The 26177-nt window shown below is 75.0% G+C and carries 23 protein-coding genes and 1 riboswitch; of the genes, 14 read left to right on the top strand and 9 right to left on the bottom strand.

Features of this window, described 5'->3' with window-relative positions:
• Nucleotides 1–177 precede the first annotated feature (177 nt).
• Nucleotides 178–1317, top strand: a complete 1140-nt coding sequence (locus ABD223_RS07235; protein ID WP_344035142.1) for an MFS transporter — start codon at nucleotides 178–180, stop codon at nucleotides 1315–1317.
• 134 nt (nucleotides 1318–1451) lie between these two features.
• Here the strand turns inward: ABD223_RS07235 and ABD223_RS07230 are convergent, their stop codons facing one another.
• The 3 genes from ABD223_RS07230 to lon all read right to left on the bottom strand — a co-directional run bounded on the left by ABD223_RS07230 (nucleotide 1452) and on the right by lon (nucleotide 6129).
• Complete coding sequence (locus ABD223_RS07230; protein ID WP_344035141.1) at nucleotides 1452–2828, bottom strand: mycothione reductase; 1377 nt, start codon at nucleotides 2826–2828, stop codon at nucleotides 1452–1454.
• A gap of 43 nt (nucleotides 2829–2871) precedes the next feature.
• Nucleotides 2872–3399, bottom strand: coding sequence for a YbhB/YbcL family Raf kinase inhibitor-like protein (locus tag ABD223_RS07225; RefSeq protein WP_344035138.1), 528 nt, complete (start codon nucleotides 3397–3399; stop codon nucleotides 2872–2874).
• 351 nt (nucleotides 3400–3750) lie between these two features.
• Nucleotides 3751–6129 (bottom strand): endopeptidase La, encoded by a 2379-nt coding sequence (gene lon, locus ABD223_RS07220; RefSeq protein WP_344035137.1) that lies wholly within the window; start codon nucleotides 6127–6129, stop codon nucleotides 3751–3753.
• A gap of 262 nt (nucleotides 6130–6391) precedes the next feature.
• Between lon and ABD223_RS07215 the strand changes: the two genes are divergently transcribed.
• On the top strand, nucleotides 6392–7192 hold the full coding sequence (locus tag ABD223_RS07215; RefSeq protein WP_344035136.1) for an SAM-dependent methyltransferase: 801 nt from the start codon (nucleotides 6392–6394) through the stop codon (nucleotides 7190–7192).
• A gap of 51 nt (nucleotides 7193–7243) precedes the next feature.
• On the opposite strand, the gene ABD223_RS07210 is transcribed toward ABD223_RS07215, so the two are convergent.
• Both ABD223_RS07210 and ABD223_RS07205 read right to left on the bottom strand, forming a co-directional pair.
• On the bottom strand, nucleotides 7244–9151 hold the full coding sequence (locus ABD223_RS07210; RefSeq protein ID WP_344035135.1) for a patatin-like phospholipase domain-containing protein: 1908 nt from the start codon (nucleotides 9149–9151) through the stop codon (nucleotides 7244–7246).
• A 51-nt stretch (nucleotides 9152–9202) separates the two neighbouring features.
• Nucleotides 9203–9856 (bottom strand): CatB-related O-acetyltransferase, encoded by a 654-nt coding sequence (locus ABD223_RS07205; RefSeq protein WP_344035134.1) that lies wholly within the window; start codon nucleotides 9854–9856, stop codon nucleotides 9203–9205.
• Between the two features lie 40 nt (nucleotides 9857–9896).
• On the opposite strand from ABD223_RS07205, the gene ABD223_RS07200 reads away from it, so the two are divergent.
• Complete coding sequence (locus ABD223_RS07200) at nucleotides 9897–10511, top strand: TetR/AcrR family transcriptional regulator (protein ID WP_344035132.1); 615 nt, start codon at nucleotides 9897–9899, stop codon at nucleotides 10509–10511.
• Here the strand turns inward: ABD223_RS07200 and ABD223_RS07195 are convergent.
• A complete protein-coding gene (locus ABD223_RS07195) occupies nucleotides 10415–10915 on the bottom strand; it encodes a class I SAM-dependent methyltransferase (RefSeq protein WP_344035131.1) in 501 nt (166 codons plus the stop codon). The genes ABD223_RS07200 and ABD223_RS07195 overlap by 97 nt on opposite strands.
• Before the next feature lie 32 nt (nucleotides 10916–10947).
• On the bottom strand, nucleotides 10948–11904 hold the full coding sequence (locus tag ABD223_RS07190; RefSeq protein WP_344035130.1) for an alpha/beta hydrolase: 957 nt from the start codon (nucleotides 11902–11904) through the stop codon (nucleotides 10948–10950).
• A gap of 69 nt (nucleotides 11905–11973) precedes the next feature.
• Here ABD223_RS07190 and ABD223_RS07185 point away from each other — a divergent pair, with 69 nt between their 5' ends.
• Nucleotides 11974–13008 carry a M48 family metallopeptidase gene (locus ABD223_RS07185; protein ID WP_344035129.1) on the top strand — a complete coding sequence of 345 codons (1035 nt, stop codon included), beginning with the start codon at nucleotides 11974–11976 and terminating at the stop codon, nucleotides 13006–13008.
• A gap of 56 nt (nucleotides 13009–13064) precedes the next feature.
• Nucleotides 13065–13829 carry a S1 family peptidase gene (locus ABD223_RS07180; RefSeq protein ID WP_344035128.1) on the top strand — a complete coding sequence of 255 codons (765 nt, stop codon included), beginning with the start codon at nucleotides 13065–13067 and terminating at the stop codon, nucleotides 13827–13829.
• Nucleotides 13830–13896: 67 nt separating this feature from the next.
• Here the strand turns inward: ABD223_RS07180 and ABD223_RS07175 are convergent, their stop codons facing one another.
• Entirely contained in the window at nucleotides 13897–14502 is a 606-nt protein-coding gene (locus ABD223_RS07175; protein ID WP_344035127.1) for a LysE family translocator, read from the bottom strand.
• A 176-nt stretch (nucleotides 14503–14678) separates the two neighbouring features.
• On the opposite strand from ABD223_RS07175, the gene ABD223_RS07170 reads away from it, so the two are divergent.
• Both ABD223_RS07170 and ABD223_RS07165 read left to right on the top strand, forming a co-directional pair.
• Nucleotides 14679–15401 (top strand): serine protease, encoded by a 723-nt coding sequence (locus ABD223_RS07170; protein ID WP_344035126.1) that lies wholly within the window; start codon nucleotides 14679–14681, stop codon nucleotides 15399–15401.
• Nucleotides 15402–15423: 22 nt separating this feature from the next.
• Nucleotides 15424–15885: a GNAT family N-acetyltransferase gene (locus ABD223_RS07165; protein WP_344035125.1), complete on the top strand. Its 462-nt coding sequence runs from the start codon at nucleotides 15424–15426 to the stop codon at nucleotides 15883–15885.
• Here the strand turns inward: ABD223_RS07165 and ABD223_RS07160 are convergent.
• Nucleotides 15836–17017 carry an 8-amino-7-oxononanoate synthase gene (locus ABD223_RS07160; protein ID WP_344035123.1) on the bottom strand — a complete coding sequence of 394 codons (1182 nt, stop codon included), beginning with the start codon at nucleotides 17015–17017 and terminating at the stop codon, nucleotides 15836–15838. The two genes, ABD223_RS07165 and ABD223_RS07160, sit on opposite strands and share 50 nt — an antisense overlap.
• A gap of 36 nt (nucleotides 17018–17053) precedes the next feature.
• Between ABD223_RS07160 and ABD223_RS07155 the strand changes: the two genes are divergently transcribed.
• The 7 genes from ABD223_RS07155 to ABD223_RS07125 all read left to right on the top strand — a co-directional run bounded on the left by ABD223_RS07155 (nucleotide 17054) and on the right by ABD223_RS07125 (nucleotide 26106).
• Nucleotides 17054–18277 (top strand): cytochrome P450, encoded by a 1224-nt coding sequence (locus tag ABD223_RS07155; RefSeq protein ID WP_344035122.1) that lies wholly within the window; start codon nucleotides 17054–17056, stop codon nucleotides 18275–18277.
• Nucleotides 18278–18342: 65 nt separating this feature from the next.
• Nucleotides 18343–18464: riboswitch (cobalamin riboswitch) on the top strand.
• 38 nt (nucleotides 18465–18502) lie between these two features.
• Nucleotides 18503–20545, top strand: coding sequence for a putative cobaltochelatase (locus ABD223_RS07150; protein ID WP_344035120.1), 2043 nt, complete (start codon nucleotides 18503–18505; stop codon nucleotides 20543–20545).
• An 8-nt stretch (nucleotides 20546–20553) separates the two neighbouring features.
• A complete protein-coding gene (gene cobO, locus ABD223_RS07145; RefSeq protein WP_344035118.1) occupies nucleotides 20554–21168 on the top strand; it encodes a cob(I)yrinic acid a,c-diamide adenosyltransferase in 615 nt (204 codons plus the stop codon).
• Entirely contained in the window at nucleotides 21165–22730 is a 1566-nt protein-coding gene (locus ABD223_RS07140; RefSeq protein WP_344035117.1) for a cobyrinic acid a,c-diamide synthase CobB, read from the top strand. The genes cobO and ABD223_RS07140 overlap by 4 nt, the downstream gene beginning before the upstream one ends.
• Nucleotides 22731–22794: 64 nt before the next feature.
• A complete protein-coding gene (locus tag ABD223_RS07135) occupies nucleotides 22795–24006 on the top strand; it encodes a cobalt-precorrin-4/precorrin-4 C(11)-methyltransferase (RefSeq protein ID WP_344035116.1) in 1212 nt (403 codons plus the stop codon).
• A gap of 1 nt (nucleotide 24007) precedes the next feature.
• Nucleotides 24008–24850 carry a bifunctional cobalt-precorrin-7 (C(5))-methyltransferase/cobalt-precorrin-6B (C(15))-methyltransferase gene (locus ABD223_RS07130; RefSeq protein ID WP_344035114.1) on the top strand — a complete coding sequence of 281 codons (843 nt, stop codon included), beginning with the start codon at nucleotides 24008–24010 and terminating at the stop codon, nucleotides 24848–24850.
• Complete coding sequence (locus tag ABD223_RS07125; RefSeq protein WP_344035113.1) at nucleotides 24847–26106, top strand: cobalamin biosynthesis protein; 1260 nt, start codon at nucleotides 24847–24849, stop codon at nucleotides 26104–26106. The genes ABD223_RS07130 and ABD223_RS07125 overlap by 4 nt, the downstream gene beginning before the upstream one ends.
• Nucleotides 26107–26177 lie beyond the last annotated feature (71 nt).

The raw sequence follows: 26177 nt of genomic DNA, 5'->3' as shown, positions 1-26177 counted from the left end.
ATGTCTGCGATAGTGGTGCGCGTGACGATCCAGCAGACCGAGCCCGACCCGTCACCGTCGATGGTCCACACTGCCACCGAAGCCGGTGCCAATGCGACGATCGCGGCCCATCCTGCTGGTGATGCTGCCGGTCCCGGAGGCCGGAGCAGGCAGGTTGCCCTGGTCGGCAGCACCCTGTTGGCGATCGGCGTAGCGCTGGCCGCCGCGAACCTCCGCCCCGCGGTCACGAGCCTGGCCTCCGTGCTCGGCGACGTGCGCGCCTCGCTCGGCGTCTCCGCGGCCTGGACCAGCCTGCTGACCGCCGTGCCGACGCTGTGCTTCGGCGTCGCCGCGTTCCTCGCGCCGTGGCTCGGCCGCCGCCTGGGCCTGGCCCGCGCGGTCGGCGCGTCGCTGGCCGTGCTGACCCTCGGCCTGCTGCTGCGCGTGGTCGACGGGCCGTCGACGGTGCTCGGCGGCACGTTCATCGCGTGCGCGGGCATCGCGGTCTGCAACGTGCTCATCCCGGTGGTGGTGAAGGAGTCGTTCCCGAACCGCGTGGGCCTGGTGACCGGCGTCTACACCGCCGCCCTCGCCGCCGGCGCGGCGGCCGGGGCCGCCCTCACCCCGGGCCTGGAGTCCCTGCTCGGCTCGTGGCGGCTCGCCGTGGGCGCCTGGGCGGTCCTGTCGCTGGCCGCCCTGCTGCTGTGGGCGGCGGGGGCCCGGCACGGGCGGGAGGTCCGCGCCACCGCCCGCCCGGCGCCGGTCGGCAGGTCCATGCTGCGCCGCCCGCTGGCGTGGGTGATCACGGTGTTCTTCGGCCTCCAGTCGCTGCTGGCCTACACCGTGATGGGGTGGCTGCCGCAGATCCTGGTCGACGCCGCCGGCGTGGACCGCGCCACGGCCGGCCTGCTGCTGGCCGTCACCATGGTGCTCGGCGTGCCGGTGAGCCTCGTCGTGCCGCCCCTGGCCGCCCGCCGACCCGGTCAGTCAGGTCTCGTCGCGGTGCTCGGCGCGCTGTCGGTGCTCGGCGTGCTCGGCCTCGCCCTGGCGCCGTCCGCCGCGCCCGCCCTGTGGGTGGTGCTGATCGGCGTCGGCATGGGCATCTTCCCGCTCGCGATCGTGATGATCTCGCTGCGCACCTCGTCCGGCGCGGACACCGCGCGCCTGTCCGCGATGGCCCAGAGCATCGGCTACCTGATCTCCGCGACGGGCCCGTTCGCGTTCGGGGTGCTGCGCGGCGCGACCGGCACGTGGACGGTCTCGATGCTCGCGCTGGCGGGTCTGCTGGTGCTGCTGACCGCCCTGGGCTGGATCGCGGGCCGACCCCGCACGGTCTAGGTGATAACACCTCACGCGGCCCACGCGATGTGCCGGTGGCGGAGGGAAGCGCAAAGCCCGGCCGTTCGAGGGGTTCGGCCGGGCTTCCGCGTCTCGCTCGTCAGTGGCGCCAGATCGTCGGCAGTGCTCGGTCGTCAGTACTCCAGCGGCAGGTTGAGCAGCGCGTTCTCGACCACCTCGGGCATACCGGGGTGGATCCAGTACTGGCCCTGGGCCATCGACTTCGCGTCCAGCCCGAAGCTCATCGCCTGGATCAGCGGCTGGATCACCGTCGGCGCCTGCGGCCCGATCACGTGCGCGCCCAGGATCTCCCCGGTGGCCGGGTCGGCCAGGACCTTCGCGAACCCGGTCGTGTCCTCCATCGCCCACCCGTACGCGATCGACGCGTAGGCCTGAGAGGCGACCACGTGCCGCACGCCGCGCTCGACGGCCTGCTCCTCGGTCAGCCCGACCGAGGCGATCTGCGGCGAGGTGAACACCGCGGCCGGCACGTGGCGGTGGTCGGCGGCGATCGGCTCGTCCGGGTGCAGCAGGTTGTGCCGCACGACCCGCGCCTCGTGGTTGGCGACGTGCTTGAGCTGGTGCTCGTTGCTGATGTCGCCCAGCGCGTAGACGCCCTCCACGGAGGTCCGCTGGTGCTCGTCGACGACCACCCGGCCGTCCGGGTGCAGCGCGACACCGGTGGCGGGCAGGTCGAGCAGGTCCGAGTTGGGCGTGCGGCCGACCGCGACCAGCAGCTCCTCCGCGTCCACGAACTCCGAGCCGTCCGGGCCCTCCAGGTGCAGCCGCACCACGCCGTCCACGCGCTCGGCCCGCACCGCCTTGCGGCTCAACCGCACGTCCCACTTCTCCGACGCGAGCCGCGTGAACCGCTCGGCGACCTCGCGGTCCTCGCGCCGCAGCAACAGGTCGGACCGCGCGACGAGCGTCACCGCGACGCCGAACGAGGAGAACACGTGCGCGAACTCCGCCGCCACGAAACCGCTGCCCAGGATGGTCAGCCGGGGCGGCAGCGCGTCGAGGCGCATGATCGTGTCGCTGGTGTGGTAGCCGACCGCGCCCAGGTCGGCGACGTCGGGCACCACCGGGCGGCTGCCGGCGGCCAGCACGAACCGGTCGGCCGTGATCGTCTCGCCGGTGCCCGTGTCGAGGACCTTCGGACCCACGAACCGGGCCGTGCCCTGGAACACGGCGACGTTGGCGTTCTCCTCCGCCCGCCACCGCCTGCCGCCCTCGGAGATCGGGTCGATGCGCCCGAAGATCCGGTCGCGCACGTCCGTCCAGCGCACGCCGTCCAGGTGCGCGTCGACACCGAGCCGCGCGCCGGAGGCGGGCGCGGCGGCCACGTCCGCGGTGTGCACGAACATCTTGGTGGGGATGCACCCGACGTTCAGGCACGTGCCGCCGAAGACGCCCTTCTCGACGATCGCGATCCGCTGGTCGGCGAACCTCTCGTCCACGATGGAGTTGCCGGAGCCGGTACCGATGATGACCAGGTCGAAGTGCCTCACGTCGTGCTCCAACCCGCGACGCGGGGCACTTGTTCCCGATACCTCAGTGCGCGTAGGTGGGCACGATGAGCGCCCGCGCCAGGGTGTGGAACGCCAGGTTGAAGCTCACCACGGCGGGCGAGGCGTCACAGTCGACGTCCAGCGCCTCCACGTCCACCGCGTGCACGACGAAGTAGTACCGGTGCGCCTGGTCGCCGGGCGGCGGCGCGGCGCCGCCGAACGCGCGCGTGCCGTAGTCGTTGCGCACGTGGAACGCGTCGCCGGGCAGCGTGTCGTCGGACGCGCCCGCGCCGGTGTCCAGGGACGTCACCGAAGCCGGGACGTTCACCGCGACCCAGTGCCAGAACCCGGACGGCGTCGGGGCGTCCGGGTCGAAGCAGGTGACCACGAAGCTCCTGGTCCCCTCCGGGAACCCCGTCCAGCTCAGCTGCGGCGAGGTGTCGCCGCCCTCGTGGACCTGCGCCTGCGGCAACGCCTGCCCGTCCTCGACGTCGGTCGAGGAGACGGTGAACGACGGCACCCGCGGCAGCAGCGAGTAGGGGTCGGGAGCGACGGGGCGCTCAAGGCTCATCGGGTCCTCCACACGTGATCACGCCGGACGCCACGACCCTATCCCCGCCCACCCCACCCCGCAGCCGGCAACCACCCCACCCCACCCCGCGTGTCCTCCACTCAGACATCGCGTGTCCTCCAGTCCGGCACGGCGTGTCCTCCAGTCCGGCATCGCGTGTCCTCCAGTCCGGCACGGCGTGTCCTCCAGTCCGGCATCGCGTGTCCTCCACTCCGGCACGGCGAGTTCAACGCCCAGGACCCCGAGCGTGGAACTCGGGGTCCTGGATGTGGGACACGCGGTGTCCGAGTGGAGGACACGCGATGCCTCAGTGGAGGACACGCGGTGCTTGAGTGGAGGACACGCGCGGGATTAGGCGGCGGTGGTGGTGGAGGAGGTGGTGGAGGAGGTAGAGGTGGCGGTGGTGGGTTCCAGGGCCAGGGAGAGGACCTCGCCGACGTCGCCGACCAGGTGGACGGTCAGGGCGTCGCGCACCTGCTCGGGCACGTCGTCCAGGTCCGGCTCGTTGCGCTGCGGCAGCAGCACCGTGGTGATGCCCGCCCGGTGCGCGGCCAGCAGCTTCTGCTTGACCCCGCCGATCGGCAGCACCCGGCCGGTGAGCGAGACCTCGCCGGTCATGGCCACGTCGGACCGGACCGGGCGGCCCGACAGCAGGGACGCCAGCGCCGTCGTCATGGTCACGCCGGCCGAGGGGCCGTCCTTCGGCACCGCGCCCGCCGGCACGTGGATGTGCACCCCGCGCTCGGCCAACGCCTCCGCGCCCGCGTCGTGCGACTTCAGGTACGACAGCGCGATCTGCGCCGACTCCTTCATCACGTCGCCCAGCTGCCCGGTCAACGTCACCCCGGCCGACCCGGTGCCCTTCGGGGCCAGCGACGCCTCCACGAACAGCACGTCACCGCCCGCGCCGGTCACCGCGAGCCCCGTGGCCACCCCCGGCACGGCGGTCCGCTCGGCCGACTCCGGCGTGTGCTTGGGCGAGCCCAGGTACCCGCGCAGGTCCGGCACGTCCACCGGCGTCGGCAGCTCGGCCTGGCCCAGCGCCACCCGGGCCGTCACCTTCCGCAGCACCCGCGCCAGCGAGCGCTCCAGCTGCCGCACGCCCGCCTCGCGGGTGTACTCGCCGGCCAGCTTCCGCAGCGCGGCCTCGCTGATCGACACGTCCTCCGGCGTCAGGCCGGCGCGCTCGACCTGCCGGGGCAGCAGGTGGTCGCGGGCGATGGTGACCTTCTCGTCCTCGGTGTACCCGTCGAGCCGGACCAGCTCCATGCGGTCCAGCAGCGGGCCGGGGATGGACTCCAGCACGTTGGCCGTGGCCAGGAACACCACGTCCGACAGGTCCAGCTCGACCTCCAGGTAGTGGTCCCGGAACGTGTGGTTCTGCGCCGGGTCCAGCACCTCCAGCAGCGCGGCGGTCGGGTCGCCCCGGTAGTCCGCGCCCACCTTGTCGATCTCGTCCAGCAGCACCACCGGGTTCATGGAGCCCGCCTCGGAGATGGCGCGCACGACCCGGCCGGGCAGCGCGCCCACGTAGGTGCGCCGGTGGCCGCGGATCTCGGCCTCGTCCCGCACGCCGCCCAGGGCGACCCGGACGAACTCGCGCCCCATGGCCCGCGCGACCGACTCGCCGAGCGAGGTCTTGCCGACACCGGGCGGACCCACCAGGGCCAGCACCGCGCCGGACCGCCGCCCGCCGACGACGCCCATGCCCCGGTCGGCTCGCCTGCGCCGCACGGCCAGGTACTCGACGATGCGCTCCTTCACGTCGTCCAGGCCCGCGTGGTCGGCGTCCAGCACGGCCCGCGCGCCCGCGATGTCGTAGGAGTCCTCGGTGCGGTTGTTCCACGGCACGTCCAGCACCGTGTCCAGCCACGTGCGGATCCAGCCGACCTCGGGCGACTGCTCGGCCGTCCGCTCCAGCTTGTCGACCTCGGTCAACGCGGCCTCGCGCACGTGCTCGGGCAGGTCGGCGCCCTCGACGCGCGCCCGGTAGTCCTGCTCCTCGGTGGCGGGCTTGCCGTCCAGCTCGGCCAGCTCCTTGCGGATGGCGGCCAGCTGCCGGCGCAGCAGGAACTCGCGCTGCTGCTTCTCCACGCCCTCCTTGACGTCCTTGCGGATCGTCTCGGCGACGTCCAGCTCGGTCAGGTGCTCCCGGCCCCACTCGATCAGCTTCTCCAGCCGCCGCGAGGTGTCGGGGGTCTCCAGCAGCCACACCTTCTGCTCGTCGTCCAGGTACGAGGCGTACCCGGCGAGGTCGGCCAGCGCCGACGGCTCGTCGACCTGCTTCACCGAGTCGACCACCTGCCACGCGCCGCGTTGCTGGAGGATCGACGTGACCAGCGCGCGGTACTCGCGGGCCAGCTCGTCGGTGCGCTCGTCGGCGGGCGGCACGTCGGCGATCGTCGCCTCGACCCACAGCGCCGCGCCGGGGCCGGTCGTGCCGGTGCCGATGCGCACCCGCTCGGTGCCGCGCACCACGGCCGCGCGCTCGCCGCCGGACAGCCTGCCGACCTGCTCGATCACGCCCAGCGTGCCGACCTTCGCGTACTTGCCGTCCAGTCGCGGCACCAGCAGCACCTTGGACTGACCACCGGCGGCGGTCGCGGCCTCGACGGCGGCGCGGGCCTCGGCGGTGGCGTCCGCGCCGCTGAGCCGGATCGGCACGACCATGCCCGGCAGCACGACGACGTCGTCCAGCGGCAGCACCGGCAGCGCCAACGTCTCGCCCATGATTCCTCCAAAGTTGAGTCTGATTGGCTCAACCAAGGTGAGCGGGAGATTGTTTCCGGTGGGTGTTCGCCCTGAGCGAGCAGCCCCGGGAGCTGCGGTGGAGGAGTCGCCGGTCGACGACCCCGCACCAGCCGGCGCGCCGAACCGGGGTTCCGCCCATCCGCTAGGTTGCGGCAAAACGGGCACGAGCGTCCGTTCGGGGGTTGTGCCGGGTTCGGCACGCCACCACGATCACGCCGTCGGCTGACTAGGAGATGTGCGCATGGAGCAGGCGAGCTGGGTCCCGTCCTCGGTGGACCTGGACCGGCCGAGCGCGGCCCGGATGTACGACTACTACCTGGGCGGCTCGCACAACTTCGCGGTCGACCGCGAAGCCGCGAAGTCCGTCGAGCAGATCTTCCCGGGGATGCCGGGCGCGGCGCGGGCCAACCGCTCGTTCCTGCGCCGGGCGGTGCGCTACCTGCTGGAGCAGGGCATCGACCAGTTCCTGGACCTGGGTTCGGGCATCCCGACCGTGGGCAACGTGCACGAGATCGCCCAGCAGGCCAACCCGTCGGCCAAGGTGGTCTACGCCGACGTGGAGCCGGTGGCGGTGGCGCACAGCACCGCGCTGCTCGCGGACAACCCGCTGGCCTGCGCGATCCAGGCCGACCTGCGCGACCCGGACTCCGTGCTGGGCAACGACGACGTCCGCCGGATGATCGACTTCGACCGGCCCGTCGGCCTGCTGATGGTCGCCGTGCTGCACTTCGTGCCGGAAGCCGACGAGCCGCACAAGGCCGTCGCGCGCTACCGGGAGGTCCTGTCGCCCGGCAGCTTCCTCGCCATCTCGCACGCCAGCTGGGACGGGATCTCGGCGGAGGGCATCGAGGGCGGCGAGCAGGTCAACGCGATCTACCGCAAGACCGACAGCCCGCTGGTGCTGCGCTCGGGCGAGGAGATCGCCGCCCTGTTCGCCGGGTTGGACGTGGTCGAGCCGGGCGTCGTGCCGCTGTCGGAGTGGCACCCGGACTCCGACGACGCCTACATCAGCGCGTACGCCGGGGTCGGCCGCAAGGCCTGAACGACGCCCCCGGCAACGACCCGGGCGCCCCCGGGCCCGGCCGCCGCCCCGTCACTCCGGCGGGGTCAGGCGGAGGTCCGGGTCGACCGGCGGCTCGCCGTCGAACGGGCCCGGCGGCAGGCCGCCCAGCGCGTCCAGGGTGATCGCGATCTCCCGGGCGTGCGGGTCGGTCCCGGTCGGCGGCACGGTGAACCACTCCCGCAGGTCCTCGGGGACGTCGTAGCGCTCGGCGAGGTCCCGGTAGAGCGCGCCGCGCTGCTCGGCCTGCTCGGCCAGCTGCTGGTACTCGCGCATGGCCAGCCGCATCCGGATCCACCGGTACCGGTCGGTCCTGTCGTCCCGGGTGAAGCGGGTGCGCAGCAGCCTGCCCGCCTCCTGGCCCCGCCGCGCCAGGGCGAGGATCGTCTCGGGCCGCATGAACAGGTTGGTGCCGCCCTCGTCCGGCCGGACGCGGACGTGCGCGATCCGGCCCCGGTAGCCGGGCAGGGCGGACTGCATGGTGTCGCGCCAGCCGAGCGCGGTGTCCAGGATCGCGGACGCGAAGTGCTGCGCGAGCCCGATGCCGCGCCACGGCGCGCCGCCGGTGGAGGCGTCCTGCTCGGGCAGCCACACGTCCCGGTCGTCGCCCGCCGGGTACGACTGGAGGCTCAGGCCGAACGTCGGCCAGCGCGGCAGCAGCTGGTCGAAGAAGTGGATGGGGAAGTTGCTGGTGATGCCGCCGTCGGAGAACCAGTGCACGCGGGGCTCCGGTTCGGCGCGCACCAGCGGCACGGCGGCGATCAGGCCGGGCAGCGGCATGCTCATCCGGACGGCGAGCGCGACGGGCAGGTCGCGCGGCAGGGCGTGGACCGGCTCGTCCGGGTGCAGCGGGCAGCGGTGCCCGGACGGGTCCGCGCCCAGGGATTCCACCGTCCGCCGGGGCAGCACCGCGCCCAGGCACGTGCGGCAGAACAGCCACGGGTCGACCGGCTCGGTGAACGGCAGCCGGTAGGGGCGGCCCTCGGAGAGGTCCGTGGTCATCAGCACCAGGTTGGCGTCCAGGTCGGAGAACGACAGGTTCGGCACGCCGGACAGGTCGTCGAGCCGGTCGGCGAGCCAGTCGCTCAGCGGCGGCACGCCGGTCGACGCCGGCACGCCGCAGCGGCGGTCCCAGAAGTTCGCCTCGAACCGGCCGGTGCCGGGCACCAGCCCGAAGTGGATGGTGGTGGCCATCCGGTCCAGGAATCGCTTGGCGCTCACGCCGTAGACGAGCGCGACGGTGCTGACGAGGGCGAAGCAGAGCACGAGCCACCACACCGCCGCGGTGGCCGCGCCCGCGAGGCTGCGCGCGTCCCACCGGGTGGCCGCCGCGACCGGCGCGAGCGGGATCAGGAGCAGCAGCGCGGTGCCGATGCGCCGCGGCCAGGAGTCCTTGCCCCGCGCCAGTAGCAGCACCAGGAGGACGGACACGCCGACCGCCACCGCGGCGGTGATCGCCACGAGCGCCCACCCCGGTGTCGCGCCCCACCGCACGAACCGGGACCACAGCGTCGGCCCGACCAGCCACAGGGCGAGCGCCAGGGCCAGGACCAGCCGCGCCCCCCGGCCGACCGCGCCGAACAGCGCGAGCAGCAGGCAGGTCAGCGGACTGCGCCCGGTGGTGTCGCGCCGCTGCATGGCGGCGGCGACGATGCGGAACAGCTTGCGGGTGTCCGCGCTGGGCTGGAAGAGCTGGGCCAGCCGCCAGCCCGGCGCGGCGAACCAGTCGACCAGGTCGTGGAGCTTGCGGAACCCGCCCTGCTCGCGCCCCCTCTGGGCGGCGGCGGTGAAGGCGGCGCCGATGGCGCCCGCGGACGCGCCGCCCAGCGACCGGAACCGGTAGTGCTCGGCCAGCTCCACCACCGCCCACGGGTACACCACGCCGCTCGTGGCGCCGCCCCGCATGGTCAGGTCGCAGTACCGGTCGTGCTCCTCGGCCATGCGCCCATGATCCACCAGCGGGGCGCCCGGTGCGCTAGACCGATCGGCTGGTCAGCACAGGCCGTGCTCGACGGCGACGCGCTCGACGTCGGACGGCGTGCCGGTCATGATCGTGCGGGTGTGCTCGGTGATCAGCCCGATCGGCCAGTCCCACCAGCGGGCGCGCAGCAGACGGGCCACGTCCTCGTCCGGGAAGCGCTGCTTCACCACGCGCGCGGGGTTGCCGCCGACCACCGAGTAGGGCGGCACGTCCGACACCACCACGGCCCCGGTGGCGATGATCGCGCCGTCGCCGATGGTGACCCCGGGCATGACGAGCGACTGGTAGCCGAACCACACGTCGTTGCCGACGACGGTGTCGCGGCCGGGCCCCGCGTCCGCGAACAGGTCGGCGGTGCGCTCCTGCCACTCGCCGCCGAAGATCGTGAACGGGAACGTGGACGCGCCGGTGGTGAGGTGGTTCGCGCCGGCCATGATGAACCGGGTGCCGGCGGCCAGGGCGCAGAACTTCCCGATGACGAGCTTCTCCGGCCCGAACCCGTAGAGCACGTTGCGCGCCTCGAACTCGGTGGCGTGCTCCGGGTCGTCGTAGTAGGTGTACTCGCCGACCTCGATCGTCGGCGCGGTGACCAGCGGCTTGAGCAGCACCACGCGGTCGGTGCGCGCCAGCGGGTGCAGGGCGGTCGGATCGGGGGTGAAGGTCAAGGAAAACTCCTTATCGCAACTCGTGTTGCGTTAGAGTGGCATGATCCTCCTGCTAAAGCAACTGGAGTTGCAATTGAGCACACGACCCGGTGGCCGGTCGGCCCGCGTGCGCGACGCCGTCCTCGAAGCCGTGCACGTCGAACTCGTCCACCGGGGCTACCTCGGCATGACCGTCGAGAACGTCGCCGACCGCGCGGGCGTCCACAAGACCACCGTCTACCGCCGCTGGGGCACCGTGGACGTGCTGATCGCCGACGCGCTCGACCGCGGTCGCGACGCCGGCTGGACCGCGCCCGACACCGGCTCGGCCGAGGGCGACCTGATCGCGCTCGCCCGCGAGGTCGTCGACACCTTCACCGACCCCGGGCGCAGCCGCGTGCCGATCGCCCTGGTCGCCGCCGCCCTCCAGTCCGGCCGCGCCCGGCAGGCCAAGCGCGACTACTACACCGCCCGGCACGAGGCCGCCGGCGTGATCGCGGAGCGGGCCGTCGAGCGCGGTGAGCTGCCACCCCAGGCCGACCCCGCCGAGCTGGCCCGGCAGACCTGCGCCCCGCTGTTCTACCGGGTGTTCGTGTCCGGCGAACCGCTCGACCACGCCACCGCGGACCGCGCGGCGCGGGCAGCGCTCGCGGCCGCCCGCGCCGGGCTCTTCTGACCGGTCACGCGGGTTCGCGCCCGGCTCTGCCGAGCGGTCACGCGGGTTTGCGCGCCAGCAGGGTCGAGCACGTCCACTTCGCCCTCCGGCTGGAGCACCCGCGCGGTGACCTCCAGGCCGAGTCCCTCCAGCAGCGCCACCACGTCGTCGGGCCGCCGCAACCACGCCTCGTAGGTCACCGGGTGCCCGTAGCCCCGCTCCGGCTTCAGGCGCCCGTCGCCGGCGTGGAACGAGAGCAGCAGGTGCCCGCCTGGCGCGAGCACCCGGTGGAACCCGGCGAACGCGCCCGGCAGGCCGCGCCCGACGGCGTCGGCGGCGAACCGGGGCTTGACGAACTCGTCGTAGGTCTCGGCGACGGTGTCGTGGGACTCGCGGGTGGTGATCAGGTGGGTGGCTTCGGTCATCCCCCGGACCGCAGGGCCGCGGCCCTGCGGGATCAGATCGAATCCAGGAACTCGTCCACCTCGGCCAGCGCCCGCCTGCGCACCGGCTCGGCCGACAGGAACAGGTCGTGCATCCCGTTCTCGACGGCCACCACCCGGACCCGACCGCCGATCTTCGGCGCCCACTTCCGCATGTGCGCCACGTCCAGCACGGTGTCCGCGGTCATCGCCTCGGGCGTCCACCGCTTGGCGCGCAGGTGGCTGCGGCTCGCGCACAGCAGCAGCACCGGCACGCGCACGTCCAGGCCGCGGTGCAGGCGGGCGTGGCCGCGACGCACCGCGCGCAGCCACCCGGCGTGCACCGGGAACGCCTCGATCGGCTTCCACGCCAGGTCGAAGTCCCACTCGCCGTGGTGGTCGCGGTGGACGCTGTGGCCGTACACCGGGCCGAGGCCGGGCCGGAGCACCGGCCGCGGCGCGATGCGGCCGACGCCCCGGACCAGCGCCGTGCCGACCGTGCGCAGCAACCACGACTCGGCCAGGTCGAGCCACGGGCTGTTGAGCACCAGGGCGTCGAGCACGTCGTCGTCCCGCCGCTCGTGCGCCCACAGGCTCGTGATCAGCCCGCCCGTGGAGTGGCCGACCACGACCAGGCGCCGGTGGCCGTCCTCCTCGCGGATCACCCGGACCGCGGCGTCGACCTCCTCGAAGTGCTTGGTGAGGTCGGTGACGAAGCCCGCCGCCTCGCCCGGTCGCAGCGAGCGGCCGTAGGCGCGCAGGTCCAGGGCGTAGAAGTCGAAGCCCCGGTCGGTGAAGTGCTCGGCCACGTGGGTCTGGAAGAAGTAGTCCGCGAACCCGTGCACGTACAGCACCGCGCCCCGGGTCGCGTGCTCCGCGCGGCGGCGCACCAGCACCGCGCCCAGGTCGCCGCCCAGCGGCAACCCGCGGGCGGAGTAGCCGCTGCCGAGCACGTCCGCCAGGTCGTCGGCCCTGCCACCGGTCTCGTCCACGCCGCCAGTGTGCCCCGCTGTTGCTCCGTTCGGGAACGCCGGCCCTCCCGACCGTGGCACCCTGGGTCCATGGGTGAGGAAATCGAGCGGTCGACCGCGCGCGTGCGCTTCCCCGGCATCAGCCCGCGGGCGTACGAGCACCCGGTGGACCGGGGGGCGTTGGCGGTGCTCAGGGCGGTGCCGGGCATCGGGCCGGTGCTCCAGGCGGTGGCGGGCGCGTTCACCGAGCGCGGTGAGCGGCTGGGCCACCTGGCGTCGAGCATCCGGGTGGGTCCGAAGCAGTACCCGGAGCTGGACCGGCTCCGGCTGGAGGCCGCGGCGACGCTGGACGTCGACCCGGTCCCGGAGCTGTTCGTGCGGCGCGACCCGGTGCCGCACGCGATGACGATCGGCATCGACAAGCCGTTCATCGTGCTCACCACGGGTCTCGTGGAGCTCCTCGACCAGGACGGCCTGCGGTTCACCATCGGCCACGAGATGGGGCACGTGCTGTCCGGGCACGCCCTGTACCGGACGATCCTCCAGCGCCTGATGCAGGTGCAGTACGGGATGGGCTGGATGCCCGTCGGGTACTGGGCGATCCGCGCGGTGATCGCGGCGCTGAGCGAGTGGTACCGCAAGACCGAGCTGTCCTGCGACCGCGCCGGCCTGCTGTGCGTGCAGGACCCGGCCGCCGGTCTGCGCGTCCACGTGGCGATGGCGGGCGGCATGGACCTCCGCCAGGTCGACACGGCCGAGTTCCTCAAGCAGGCCAGGGAGTACGAGCAGGTCGACGACGTGCGCGACTCGGTGCTCAAGCTGATCCGCACCTGGCCGCTGACCCACCCGCTGGCCGTGGTGCGCGCGGCCGAGTTGCAGAAGTGGGCGGCGAGCGAGGACTACCGGACCATCCTCACCGGCGACTACGCGCGCCGCGAGGACGACCGGCCGAGCGGGTCGTTCACCGAGGACGTCCGGGCGGCGGCCCGCTCCTACAAGGAGTCGGCGGCCCAGTCCGAGGACCCGCTGATGAAGATCTTCAACGAGCTCGGCGACGTGGTGGTGGGCACGGCGGACAAGGTGCGTAGCAAGTTCGGTGGAAATAAGGCCGAACAGAGCAACTGACTACGCCTTTGGAACTAGCTTCCCTCTTGGGTGTCATTCGACCAGGAGGAGGGGCGATGCGGCTTGCCGCGTTGTTGATGACGGTGGTGGTGGCGGTGACGACGGCCCTGGCGGGCGTCGCCGCGGCGGACGAGCGCGTGGTGGGCGGTGGCCGGGTGTCCATCGCGGACCACCCGTGGGTGGTGTACCTGACCGATTCGAGTGGTCGCCAGTTCTGCGGCGGCACCCTGGTGGCGCCGGACAAGGTGGTCACCGCGGCGCACTGCGCGGCGAGCACGACGGTGAGCGCCGGTCGGGTCGTGGTGGGCCGCGAGGACAAGCAGGGCAAGCAGGGTCGGGTCGTCCGGTTGAACGAGGTGTGGGTGCACCCGGACTACGTCGCGGCGGACCGGGGCGCGGACGTCGCGGTGCTGACCCTGCGCGAGCGGGTGCCCCAGCAACCGCTGCCGCTGGCGGGTCCGGAGGACGGGGAGCTGTACGCGCCGGGCACCGAGGCGCTGGTGCTGGGCTGGGGTCGCACGAGCGAGCAGGGCTCCCTGTCGCGGTACCTGCTGGCGGCGTCCGTGCCGGTGATGTCCGACAAGGACTGCTCGGCCGCCTACTTCCAGTACGACCCGTGGCACATGGTCTGCGCCGGTTACCCGGCCGGCGGGGTCGACACGTGCCAGGGCGACTCCGGCGGGCCCATGGTGGCGGGCGGCAAGCTGATCGGCGTCACGTCGTGGGGCGAGGGGTGCGCGCGCCGGGGCAAGCCCGGCGTCTACGGCCGGATCTCCTCCCACGCCGGTGCGCTGGCCGAGCAGGTGAACGGCACGGCGTAGCCCGGCGCGGGTGAACGGCGCGCCGGCCGGTCCCGGGGCAGGGGACCGGCCGGCGCGCCGGGGCGCGTCAGAGCACCAGGCCGATCGACATGGTCAGGAACACCGCCGCGCACACCGCGTCCAGCGCCGTGGTCACGCCGGGTCGGCGCAGCGAGCCCGCGACGCGCGCCGCGGCGACCACGATGGTCAGCTCCCACAGCGCGGCCAGGCCGAGGAACACCGCGGCGAGCAGGGTGAGCTGGGGCGCGGGGTCGCCCGAGCCGATGAACTGCGGCAGGAACGCCAGCGAGAACAGCAGCATCTTCGGGTTGGTGGTGTTGGTCAGGAACCCCTGCCGGAACGGCCGGGCGGCGACCGCCGGCGCCTCCTCGGGCGCGGGTCGCAGCAGGCCGCGCGTGATCGACGCGGCCAGGTAGAGCAGGTAGGCGGCGCCGACCCACCGCAGCGCGGTCAGCGCCGCGGGGTAGCGGGCGATCACCGCGCCGACGCCCGAGATCACCAGGGCGACCTGGAGGAGTGCCGCGGTGTGGATGCCCGCGAGCGCCAGCAGGCCGGCGCGCGTCCCGGAGCGCACCGAGGTGCGCAGCAGGAGGAAGGCGTCCACGCCCGGCGTCAGGACCACCACCGCGCACGCGAGGAGGAACGCCGGCAGTTGGGTGAGATCCAGGTTCATGGGAACCTCCCTCATGTTCCGGACAGATGCTCGTGATCTGTCTCACTGACCGTTAAATCTTCGGTGCCAACGGATCCTAACAAGAGATTTTCCGGTTTCCATACCCGGATGATGGCGGTGTGCGCGCTCCGCTACGGTCTGTGCCCGTTCACCCACGCGACGTAGGGGAGTGGTCCATGCGCATCAGCGCGCCGGTCTTCGCCGTGCTCGTCCTGCTCTTCTCCGGGCTCCCCGCGGACGCGGTCGTCGGCGGCCGGGAGGCGCCGCCCGCGCCGTGGGTGGTCGCCCTGTTCGACCGGGCGGGCAACTTCTTCTGCGGCGGCGCGCTGGTGGCGCCGGACAAGGTCGTCACCGCCGCGCACTGCACGGTCGAGCGCTCCGCCCTCGGCAGGCGCGACCGGCGGGCGGAGGAGCTGACCGCCGTCGCGGGCCGCGCCGACCTGGACAGCCGGGCGGGCCGCGCGAGCGGGGTCGCGGAGATCCGGCGGCACCCCGACTTCACCGCCGTCACCTCGGGCGACGACGTGGCGGTCCTCGCCCTGGCCGAACCGCTGCCGTACGAGCCGGTCCGGGTCGCCGAGCCGCGCACCGGGCCCGCCCTGGTCCACGGCTGGGGCCGCACCGGCGAGCTGCGACCGCCGAGCCGCGTCCTGCGCGAGGCCGACGTGCCGATCCGGACCGACGTCGAGTGCGCGGACCTGGTGCCCGCCTACCGGGCGGGCGCGATGCTGTGCGCGGGCTACCCGGAGGGCGGCAAGGACGCGTGCGAGGGCGACTCGGGCGGCCCGCTCACCGTGGCCGGCGAGCTGGTCGGCGTGGTGTCCTTCGGCCACGGCTGCGCGCGCCCGGACCACCCCGGCGTCTACACCGCGCTGAGCCGCTACCGGGCGTGGCTCTGAGACCGTGTGGTACGACGGTGCCGTGCGTTCACCCCAGTACCCGGCGACCCTGCGCCGGCAGTGGTCGGCCGACCTGACCCCCGACCGGCTCTACCGCCTGCTCAAGCTGCGCTGCGACGTGTTCGTGGTGGAGCAGAGGGCCGCGTACCAGGACCTGGACGGCCGTGACCTGGAGCCGGGCACCCGGCACCTCTGGCTGGAGGAGGACGGCTCACCGGAGCCCGTCGCCTACCTGAGGCTGCTGGAGGAACCCGGCGGCGGGTTCCGCGTCGGCCGGGTGTGCACGGCCCGCGCCGCCCGCGGCCGCGGCTACAGCCGCCGGCTGGTGGAGGCGGCGCTCGCCGAGGTCGGGCGGGCCGACTGCGTGCTGGACGCGCAGACCTACGTGGCCGACTTCTACGCCTCGTTCGGCTTCGAGCCGCAGGGCGCGGAGTTCACGGACGAGGACGGGATACCGCACCTGCGGATGCGCCGGTCTCCGTGATCACCCGCACGGCCCGCTCGACGTCGGCCCCGGTGAGGTCGGCGCGGGCGGTCAGCCGCAGCCGGGAGATCCCGTCCGGCACCGACGGCGGCCGGAAGCAGCCCACGACCACGCCCCGGGCCCGGCACGCCTCGGCCCAGTCGAACGCCGCCTCGGCCGAGGGCGCCTGCACCGACACCACGGCCGCGGTCGGCGCGCTGACCCGCAGGCCCGCCTCGCGCAGCCGGGACGCCAGGTCCCGGGCCACGTCCAGGGCCCGCGCGGGCCGGTCCGGCTCCTCCCGCAGCACCTTCAGCGCGGCCAGCGCCGCCGCCGTGCTCGACGGGGCGAGGCCGGTGTCGAAGATGAACGTGCGCGCGGTGTCCACCAGGTGCCTGATCACCCGGCTCGGCCCGAGCACCGCGCCGCCCTGCGCGCCGAGCGACTTGGACAGGGTCAGCGTGGCCACCACGTCCGGCGCCTTGGCCAGGCCCGCGGCGTGCACCGCGCCGCGCCCGCCGTCGCCGAGCACGCCCAGGCCGTGCGCGTCGTCCACGACCAGCGCCGCCTCGTGCTCGCGGCAGGCGGCGGCCAGCTCGGCCAGCGGCGCGAGGTCGCCGTCGACGGAGAACACCGAGTCGGTCACCACCAGCGCCCGCCGCTTGCCGCGGGTGGCCAGCGCGTGGGTCACCTTCGGCACGTCGCAGTGCCCGGCGACCACCACGTCGGCCTTGGACAGCCGCGTGCCGTCGATCAGCGAGGCGTGGATGTGCTGGTCGGCGACGATCGCGGTGCCCGGCCCGGACAGCGCGGTCAGCGCGCCGAGGTTGGCCGCGTAGCCGGAGGAGAACACCAGCGCCGACTGGGCGCCGCAGAAGTTCGCCAGCTCGTACTCCAGCTCGGTGTGCAGCTCGGTGGAGCCGGTGACCAGGCGGGAGCCGGTCGAACCCGCGCCCCAGCGCAGCGAGGCCGCGGCCGCCGCGCCGGTGACCCGCTTGTCGCGCGCCAGGCCCAGGTAGTCGTTCGACGCCAGGTCGAGGTCCGCGGAGTCGGCCGGGCGGGGTCGGACGCGGCGCGCGAGACCGGCTTTGGCGCGGGCCCCGGCACGCGTGTCGATCCAGTCGAACACCGACTCACCTGTGCGCACACTCACGCCGGCAGTGTCGCATCCGGCGGCTACCGTGCCGGCGTGGACCTCTTCCAGCCCGGACCGGCCGACCTGCGGTCGCTGCGCGAGCGGGCGCCGGTGCACCGCGACGGGCGCACCGGGCTGTGGCTGGTCAGCCGGTACGACGACGTGCGCGCGGTGCTGGCCGACCCGCGCCGGTTCCGGCCGGACAACGCGCTGACCGCGGTGGTCCCGGTGCCGGGCCCGGTGCTGCGCGAGCTGGCCCGCTCGGGGTTCTCGCTGCCGCCGACGCTGGCCAACAACGGGACCCCGACCCACGCCGCCCTGCGCCGGCTGGTGGCCCGCTTCCTCACGCCCGCGCGCGTGGCCGCGGCGGGGCCGCGGATCGCCGAGCTGACCGCGGCGCGGCTCGCCGGGCTGACCGGGTCGGTCGACCTGCACCCGGCGCTGGCCCGCGACCTGCCCGCGGTGGTGCTGCTGGAGGTGCTGGGCATCCGCGACGTGGACGTGGCCGCGCTGAAGGCGTGGAGCACCGCGTCGCTGGAGCTGTTCTGGGGCGACGTCACGCCGGAGCGGCAGCGCGAGCTGGCCGGGCCGGCCGCCGCGTTCCACCGGTGGCTGACCTCGCGGCTCAAGGCCGCGGACCCGCGCGGCGACGACCTGTTCGGCGCGTTGCGGGCCGGGGGCGTGCCGCTGCGGGACGCGGCCGGGCTGTGCTACTTCCTGCTGATCGCGGGGCAGGAGACGACGACCCAGCTGCTGTGCGCGGCGTTCCACGCGGTGCTGCGGCACGGCGACCTGTGGTCGCGCCTCGGCGAGCCGGGCGTGGCGGCGGCGTGCGCGGAGGAGGTGCTGCGGCGGGAGCCGCCGGTCACCACGTGGCGGCGGGTCGCGGCCGAACCGGTCGTGCTGTCCGGTGTCGACGTCCCGGCCGGCGCGCCGCTGCTGCTGATGCTCGCGGGCGCGGGCTCGGACCCCGCCGCGTTCGACGACCCCGAGCGGTTCTGCCCCGGCCGCCCGAACGCCCGCGGGCACCTGGCGTTCGGCCACGGCAGGCACTTCTGCCTCGGCGCGGGCCTGGCCCGGCTGGAGGCGGAGGTGGTGCTGCGGGAGACCGCGCTGCGGTTCCCGCGCCTGCGGCTCGCCTCGGCCGACCCGCCGCCGATGCTGGGGCTGCTGTCGTTCCGGGCGCCGCTGAGCGTCGAGGTGGAGCTGGGGGACCCGGCGCTCGGCGGCGCGGCCTCCCGGCAGCTCGTGGCTCAGGGCGGCGTCGGCGGGCGGTAGTCCCGGGTCGGACGGCCGACCGGTGTGATCGCGCTCGCGTCCCCGGGGCTTGGACCCGCCGGCCTCAGGTGCGACGATGCCGGGGCTGTAGGGGTGCGCGAGGAAGCCGGTGGAAGTCCGGCACGGTCCCGCCACTGTGACCGGTTCACCCCGGGAGTCAGGAACTCGCCCCCCTGTCGTCACCACCGGACCCGGGCGTGGACACCCGAGGAAGGACACCGCCGCATGGGCGCGCGTTTCCCCTTTTCCGCCGTCGTCGGACAGGACGACCTCCGCACGGCGCTGCTGCTCAACGCCGTGCACCCCGGTATCGGCGGGGTGCTCGTCCGAGGTGAGAAGGGCACCGCGAAGTCGACCGCGGTCCGCGCGCTCGCCGCGCTGCTGCCCGGGCTGGACGTGGTGCCGGGCTGCCGGTTCGGCTGCGACCCGGAGGTCGCGTCGGACTGCCCGGACGGCCCGCACGGCGGTGGTCCCGAACAGCGGGACCCCGAACAGCGGGACTCCGAGCGGCGGCCGGCGCGGCTGGTCGAGCTGCCGGTCGGCGCGACCGAGGACCGGCTGATCGGCTCGCTGGACCTGGAGCGCGCGCTCACCGAGGGGGTGCGCGCCTACCAGCCCGGCCTGCTGGCCGCCGCGCACCGGGGCGTGCTGTACGTGGACGAGGTCAACCTGCTGCACGACCACCTCGTGGACCTGCTGCTCGACGCCGCCGCCATGGGGCGCGCGCACGTCGAGCGCGAGGGCGTGTCCGTGTCGCACGCGGCGTCGTTCCTGCTGGTGGGGACCATGAACCCGGAGGAGGGCGAGCTGCGGCCCCAGCTGCTGGACCGGTTCGGCCTCACCGTCGCCGTCCGCGCCGCCCGCGACGTGGCCACGCGCACCGAGGTGGTCCGGCGGCGACTGGCCTACGAGGCCGACCCGGAGGGGTTCGCCGCGCGCTGGGCCGACCAGGACGCCGCGCTGGCCGCGCGGATCGTCGAGGCCCGCGCCCGGCTGGCGTCGGTGGCGCTGCCGGACGCCGAGCTGCGCCGGATCTCCGCGATCTGCGCGGCGTTCGAGGTGGACGGGATGCGCGCGGACCTCGTCGTGGCCCGCACCGCGATCGCGCACGCGGCCTGGCGCGGTGCCGACGAGGTGGCCGAGGAGGACGTGGAGGCGGCCGTGCGGCTCGCCCTGCCGCACCGCAAGCGCCGCGACCCGTTCGACGAGCCGGGGCTGGAGGAGGAGCAGCTCGACGACGCCCTGCGGCAGGGCGCCGAGGCCGCCCGGGAACCCGACGGCCCCGACGACGACGGGCCGGACGGCGACGGGCCAGGTGACGGGGGGCCCGACGACGGGGGACCCGACGGCGGCGGGCGGGACGACGACGGCGGCGACGGCGCGGAGCTGCCGGGCCGCCCGCCGGAGCAGTCCACCTCGGACGGTCGGGGTTCGTCGGCCGAGCGCTCGCACGCGCCCGCGCCCGCCTTCCGCGCCCGCCTGCTCCAGGTGCCCGGCGTCGGCGACGGCGCGCCCGGCAAGCGGTCCCGCGCCCGCGCCCGCACCGGCCGCGTGGTCCGACCCTCCACTGTGGACGGATCAGGGCTGCACCTGGTCGGCACGCTCGCCGCGGCCGCGCCGCACCAGGCCGCCCGGGGCCGCAGCGGTCCGGGGCTCGAACTGCGCGGCGCGGACCTGCGCAGGTCGGTGCGCGAGGGCCGGGAGGGCAACCTCGTGCTGTTCGTGGTCGACGCCTCCGGCTCGATGGCCGCGCGGCAGCGGATGTCCGCGGTCAGCGGCGCGGTCGTGTCCCTCCTGCGCGACGCCTACCAGCGGCGCGACAAGGTCGGGGTGGTGACCTTCCGGGGTCGGGAGGCCACCGTCGCGCTGCCGCCGACCAACTCGGTGGACGCCGCGGCGGCCCGGCTGCGCGCCCTGCGCACCGGCGGGCGCACCCCGCTGGCCGACGGCCTGCTGCGCGCCCGCCGCGTGCTGGACGTCGAGCGCGTGCGCGACCCGCGCCGCCGCCCGCTGCTGGTGCTGCTGACCGACGGGCGCGCGACCGCGTCCGGCGTCGGCGGCGACCCGGTGCGCGACGCCCTGCGCGCCGCGGGCCTGCTCGCCGCGGACCGGGTGGCCGCCGTGGTCGTCGACTGCGAGCACGGCCCGATCAGGCTCGGCCTGGCGCGACGGGTGGCGGGCGCGCTGGACGCGGCGTGCCTGCGCCTGGAAGAGCTGTCCGCCGACCAGGTCGCCGGCGTGGTCCGCGCCGCCGCCCGAGCCGCGTAGGAGCGAAGATGCCCCAAGGTCAACCGTCCGCCGTGCCCGCCGACGGGCTCACCACCCGGCAGCGCCGCAACCGGCCCCTGGTCTTCCTGCACACCGGCGAGATGAAGGGCAAGTCCACCGCCGCCTTCGGCCTCGCCCTGCGCGGCTGGAACCAGGGGTGGTCCATCGGCGTGTTCCAGTTCGTGAAGTCCGCCAAGTGGAAGGTCGGCGAGGAGTCGGCGTTCCGCGCGCTGGGCCGCCTGCACGAGCAGACCGGCGAGGGCGGCCCCGTCGAGTGGCACAAGATGGGCGAGGGCTGGTCCTGGTCCCGCAAGCAGGGCACCGAGGAGGACCACGCCGACGCCGCGCGGGAGGGCTGGCGCGAGATCGCCCGCCGGCTCCGGGACGAGCGGCACGGGCTGTACGTGCTCGACGAGTTCACCTACCCGCTGCACTGGGGCTGGGTGGACGTGGGCGAGGTGGTCGAGGCCCTCCGCGACCGGCCCGGTCACCAGCACGTCGTCATCACCGGCAGGCACGCGCCGGCCGAGCTCGTGGCGGCCGCCGACCTGGTGGTGGAGATGACGAAGGTCAAGCACCCGATGGACGCGGGGCAGAAGGGCCAGAAGGGGATCGAGTGGTGAACCGGCTGGTGGTCGCCGCGCCCGCCTCCGGCAGCGGCAAGACCACCGTGGCCACCGGCCTGATGGCGGCGCTGCGCCGGGCGGGCGACCGGGTGGCCCCGTTCAAGGTCGGCCCGGACTACATCGACCCCGGCTACCACGCGGTGGCCACCGGCAGGCCGGGCCGCAACCTCGACCCGGTCATGGTCGGCGAGCACCGGGTGCCCGCCCTGTTCGCGCACGGCGCGCGGGGCTGCGACATCGCCGTGGTCGAGGGCGTGATGGGCCTGTTCGACGGCCGGGTGGACACCGAGGGCCTGGGTTCCACCGCGCACGTCGCCAAGCTGCTGTCCGCGCCCGTGCTGTTCGTGGTCGACGCCCGCGGCCAGAGCCGCAGCCTGGCCGCGCTGCTGCACGGGTTCCGCGGCTACGACCCGACCGTGCGGCTGGGCGGCGTGGTGCTCAACCAGGTCGGCTCCGCGCGGCACGAGCAGGTGCTGCGCGGGGCCTGCGCCGAGGTCGGGCTGGAGGTGTTGGGAGTCCTGCCTCGCGATGACAGATTCCGTCTGCCGTCACGCCACCTCGGTCTGGTCACCGCCGCCGAGCGCGGTTCGGCGGCGGTGGAGGCGGTGGAGGCCATCGCCGACTCCGTCGCCCGGCACGTCGACCTGGACGGGGTGCGCGCGCTGGCGGCGGGCGCGGCCCCGGTGACCGCGCCCGCCTGGGACCCGCGGGCCGAGATCGCCGCGGTCGTGGGTTCGGTCGCGGGCGCTGCCGGGGATGCCGCTGGGAGTGGCGCCGGGGGTGGTGCCGTCGGGAACGCTGCCGGGAGTGGTGCCGGCGGTGCTGCGGTCAGGGGAGCCGGCGGCGGTGGTCCGGTCGGGGGTGCCGCCGGAGGTGCCGCCACGGGTGCCGCGGTCGGGAGTGCTGCCGGCGTCGTGGTCGGGGTCGCGCCCGTGGTCGCGGTCGCGGGCGGCGCGGCGTTCACCTTCGGCTACGCCGAGCACGTGGAGCTGCTGGAGGCGGCGGGCGCGGAGGTGGTCGTGGTCGACCCGCTGCGCGACGAGGCGCTGCCCGAGGGCGTCGCGGGGCTCGTGCTGCCCGGCGGGTTCCCCGAGCAGCACGCGGCCGAGCTGAGCGCCAACGAGCGGCTCCGCGACGAGGTCACCCGGCTGGCCCGCTCCGGCGCGCCCGTGCACGCCGAGTGCGGCGGCCTGCTGTACCTGGCCAAGTCCCTCGACGGCGCGCCGATGTGCGGCGTGGTCGACGCGGACGGCGCGATGACGCCCCGGCTCACCCTCGGCTACCGGGACGCGGTCGCGCCGCACGGGTCGGTGCTCGCCCGACCGGGCGCCAGGGTCACCGGCCACGAGTTCCACCGCACCGCGCTGAGCGTCCCGCACGGCGCGAAACCCGCGTGGCGGTGGCGCGGGCACGACCTGCGCCCGGTGGCCGAGGGTTTCGTGCTCGGCGGCGTGCACGCGTCGTACCTGCACACCCACCCGGCGTCCGCGCCGGAGGCCGTCGCCCGCTTCGTCCGGGCCTGCGCGGTCGGCGCGGTGGCGGCCGAGGCCACTCGATAGTGGAACGCTCGAACGCGGTACGGTCCTTGCCCACCAGCCGAACGCGTCATGGGGAGCAGTGGTGATGACTGGTCGGGTCTCCTTCGTGGGCGCCGGTCCCGGCGCCGCCGATCTGATCACCGTGCGCGGCGCCAAGCGGATAGCCGAGGCGGACGTGGTGGTGTGGGCGCCCGCCGTGGTGGAGGCCGAGTGCGTGCGCGAGCACGCCCGCCCCGACGCGGAGCTGGTCGACTTCTCCCGGGTGCCCGAGTCCGAGGTCGTCGAGCTGTACCGGCGCGCCGCGGCGGGCAAGCTCGGGGTGGTGCGCCTGCACGCGGGCGACCCGGCGGTGTGGGGCGGGCTCAACGAGCAGCTGGACGTCTGCCGGCGGCTCGGCCTGGACACCGAGGTGGTCCCCGGCGTGTCCCAGGTCTCGGCGGCGGCCGCGTCGGTCGGCCGCGAGCTGACCACTTCGGACGTGGCGCAGTCGCTGGTGCTGGTCGGTCCCGAGACCGCCGAGCACGTCGAGGCGTTCGCCGTGCACGGCACCACGATGGCGATCTCCGCGTCCGGCGCGCGGGCGGGCCAGGTGGTCGAGCGGCTGCGCGCCGGCGGCTACCCCGACGACACGCCCGTGGTGGTCGCCTACAAGGTGTCCCTGCCGGACGAGACGGTCGTGCGGACCACGGTCGGCGGGCTGGAGGCGTGCGTCAAGGAGCACAAGCTCTACCGCACCACGCTGTTCCTGGTCGGCGAGGTGCTCGCGCCGCCCGTGGCGCGCAGCCGGTCGGCGGTGGCGGTGGTGGTCGACGGCGGCGAGCCGGTGCGCCGGTCGCGACCGTCGAGGTGGGCGTCGCGCGCGGGCAGGTCCGCGGGCGAGTCGCCGTCGGTGGCCGCGTGGTCGGCGGTGCACGACTGGCAGGAGACCGCGCGCAGCAAGCGCGCCGCGGCCAAGGCGAAGGACGAGCCGGCGCCGGTGGGCGACACCCCGGAGCCCGCCGACTCCCAGGAGCCTCCCCGCACCCCGGAGTCCTCTCATACCCCGGAGTCCTCCCACACCACCCGAGAGTCCTTCCGCACCCAGGAGTCCGCGGACACCTCGGAGCCGGCTGCCTCCGTCGAGGCCGCGGGTCCGTCCGCCCCGGTCGACGGCGCGGACGCCGCCGGGGTCGCGGGGCCGAGGTCGAAGCCGGTGGTCGCCGCCGCCGCGAGGCCCAAGCCGACCACGGTCCGCGCCAGCACGACGCCGCGCAAGCCGACCGCTTCGCGGGCCAAGAAGAACAAGCGCGCCAACTGACGTGGACGTCGTCGCGCTGCACCGGTTCGTGACCGGGGCGGGTCGCTCCTGGGAGGCCGTGACCGCCGTCGACGCCGCCGCGGTCGGCGAGCGGCACGCGCTGAACGTGTGCCGGGCGCGGTCCGCCGTCGTGGTGTCCGGCGCGGACCCCGCGGCGCTGGGGCGCGGCCTGGCCGGGTGGCGGCGCACCCTGGTGGTCTCCTCGGCCGCCGGTGTGTCCACTGTGGACCCGGCGGACGCGGTGGTGCGCCGCTGGGAGTCGCCGGGCGCGGTGCTGTGCCTGGCGGAGCAGGACTTCGCGCCCGCCACCGGCGGCTGGGCGCTGCCCGACGACGACTTCGCGCACCGCCACGGCATGGTGGCCGTCGCCGAGGTGCGCGCCCTGGCGCTGGCCAGGCTCGCCCCGAGGCCCGGCGTGCTGGTGTGGGACGTCGGCGCGGGACCCGGCGCGGTCGGCGTGGAGTGCGCCCGGCTCGGCGCGGCGGTCGTGGCGGTGGAGCGGGACCCGGTGCAGTGCGTGCGGGTCATCGCCAACGCCTCCGCGCACGGCGTGGACGTGCGGGTGGTGGAGGCGGAGCTGGCGGAGGCGGGCGAGCTGCCGGCCCCGGACGCGGTGTTCGTCGGCGGCGGTGGCGCGGACGTGGTGCGGCGGGTCGCGCGCTCGGGGGCCAGGCGGGTCGTGGTGGCGACGCCGCGCCTGGACCGCGTGGTGGCCGCCCGCGACGCGCTGACCGAGGCCGGCTACCAGGTCGAGGGCAGTCAGCTCTCGGTGGCGAGGTTGGCCGGACAACTTTTGTCAGCTGTCAACCCGGTGACAGTGCTGTTCGGGAGGAAAGAGCCGTGATCGGGGTCTTCGCCTCCGGTGAGAGGGGCCGCCGCGCCGCGGTCGAGCTGGCCGGGTTCCTCGGCCCCGACGCGGTGGTGCCGGACGGCCCGGTCGGGCCCGCGGTGCGCCGCCTGTGGCCGCTCCTGGGCTCGGCGGTGTTCTTCCTCGGCACCGGGGCCGTCGTGCGGCTGGTCGCGCCGCTGGTGCGCGACGAGCGGTCCGACCCGGGCGTGGTGTGCGTGGACGGCGGGTTCGCCGTGGCGCTGCTGGGCGGCGCGGACGCGCTGGCCGAGCGGGTCGCGGACGTGCTCGACCTCCAGGCGGTGGTGACCTCCGCGACCGCGGACTCGCCGCTGGACGAGCTGGTGGAGCTGCTCGACGCCACCGTGGAGGGCGACGTCGCCGGGTGCGGCGAGGCGATCCGGCGCGGCGAACCGGTGCTGCTGACCAACCCCCTCGGCTTCCCGCTGCCCGCCATGCCGGACAACGTGCTCGCGAGCGGCCACGACGCGGCGTGGACCGTGCTGGTGGACGACCGGGTGCCCAAGGGCCCGCCGAAGGAGCGGGTGGTGCGGGTGGTGCCGCGCACCCTCGTCGTCGGCGTCGGGTCGAGCACCGGGGTGCCCGCGTCGGCCGTGTCGGCGGCGCTGGCGCGGCTCCAGGACGAGGGCGGCCTGGACCTGCGCGCGATCCGGGCGTTCGCCACGCTCGACCGGAAGGTCGCCGAGCAGGGCATCGCGGACGCCCTGGAGGACTGGGGCTTCTGGCACGACTCGACCACCGCGCCCCTGCTGACCTACCCCGGCGAGGAGCTGGCGGTCATCCCGGTGCCGAACCCGGCGGAGCTGGCCATCGGCATCCCGAGCGTGGCCGAGGCGGCGGCGCTGCGCGGCGCGGTGGAGCTGTCCGGCGGCGGGCGCGTGGAGATCGCCGCCGAGAAGGCCAAGGGCGCCGGGGTCACGGTGGCCGCGGCGCGCGTGCTGCCGCGCGGCAGGCTGGCGCTGGTGGGCCTGGGTCCGGGCGGCGCGGACGAGCGCACGCCCCGGGCGGAGGCCGAGCTGCGGCGGGCCTCGGTGGTGGTGGGCAGCGAGGAGTGCGTGGCGCAGGTGCGGCACCTGCTGCGGCCCGGCACGCGGGTCCGGGTGGACGGCGCGGTGCGGCTCGCCGAGGCGGGCGCGGCGGTGGCGTTCGTCGACGCGGGCGCGGGCCCGGTCGTGACGGGCCCGGTTCGGGCGGATGTCGTCCGTGTGACAGGGGTCACGGGTCAACTGTGAAGCCGCCGGTCCCCTTCGAAAGGTGGTTGTCCGGTCCGGCGTCTTGGTCCTAGCTGTGAGGTGTGCGCCGC

The sequence above is a fragment of the Saccharothrix xinjiangensis genome (assembly GCF_039527585.1).
Classification (GTDB): Bacteria; Actinomycetota; Actinomycetes; order Mycobacteriales; family Pseudonocardiaceae; genus Actinosynnema; species Actinosynnema xinjiangensis.
Note: the sequence above shows the minus strand (reverse complement) of the source record. Positions and strands in the feature narration are given on the sequence as shown.

Bases quoted from the DNA above. Each gene is read 5' to 3' on its own strand.
- ABD223_RS07225 (WP_344035138.1), bottom strand. From the start codon at position 3,399: ATGAGCCTTGAGCGCCCCGTCGCTCCCGACCCCTACTCGCTGCTGCCG.
- lon (WP_344035137.1), bottom strand. From the start codon at position 6,129: ATGGGCGAGACGTTGGCGCTGCCGGTGCTGCCGCTGGACGACGTCGTC.
- ABD223_RS07150 (WP_344035120.1), top strand. From the start codon at position 18,503: ATGGGCGCGCGTTTCCCCTTTTCCGCCGTCGTCGGACAGGACGACCTC.
- ABD223_RS07210 (WP_344035135.1), bottom strand. From the start codon at position 9,151: ATGGCCGAGGAGCACGACCGGTACTGCGACCTGACCATGCGGGGCGGC.
- ABD223_RS07200 (WP_344035132.1), top strand. From the start codon at position 9,897: ATGATCCTCCTGCTAAAGCAACTGGAGTTGCAATTGAGCACACGACCC.
- ABD223_RS07170 (WP_344035126.1), top strand. From the start codon at position 14,679: ATGCGCATCAGCGCGCCGGTCTTCGCCGTGCTCGTCCTGCTCTTCTCC.
- ABD223_RS07185 (WP_344035129.1), top strand. From the start codon at position 11,974: ATGGGTGAGGAAATCGAGCGGTCGACCGCGCGCGTGCGCTTCCCCGGC.
- ABD223_RS07180 (WP_344035128.1), top strand. From the start codon at position 13,065: ATGCGGCTTGCCGCGTTGTTGATGACGGTGGTGGTGGCGGTGACGACG.
- cobO (WP_344035118.1), top strand. From the start codon at position 20,554: ATGCCCCAAGGTCAACCGTCCGCCGTGCCCGCCGACGGGCTCACCACC.
- ABD223_RS07195 (WP_344035131.1), bottom strand. From the start codon at position 10,915: ATGACCGAAGCCACCCACCTGATCACCACCCGCGAGTCCCACGACACC.
- ABD223_RS07215 (WP_344035136.1), top strand. From the start codon at position 6,392: ATGGAGCAGGCGAGCTGGGTCCCGTCCTCGGTGGACCTGGACCGGCCG.
- ABD223_RS07135 (WP_344035116.1), top strand. From the start codon at position 22,795: ATGACTGGTCGGGTCTCCTTCGTGGGCGCCGGTCCCGGCGCCGCCGAT.
- ABD223_RS07175 (WP_344035127.1), bottom strand. From the start codon at position 14,502: ATGAACCTGGATCTCACCCAACTGCCGGCGTTCCTCCTCGCGTGCGCG.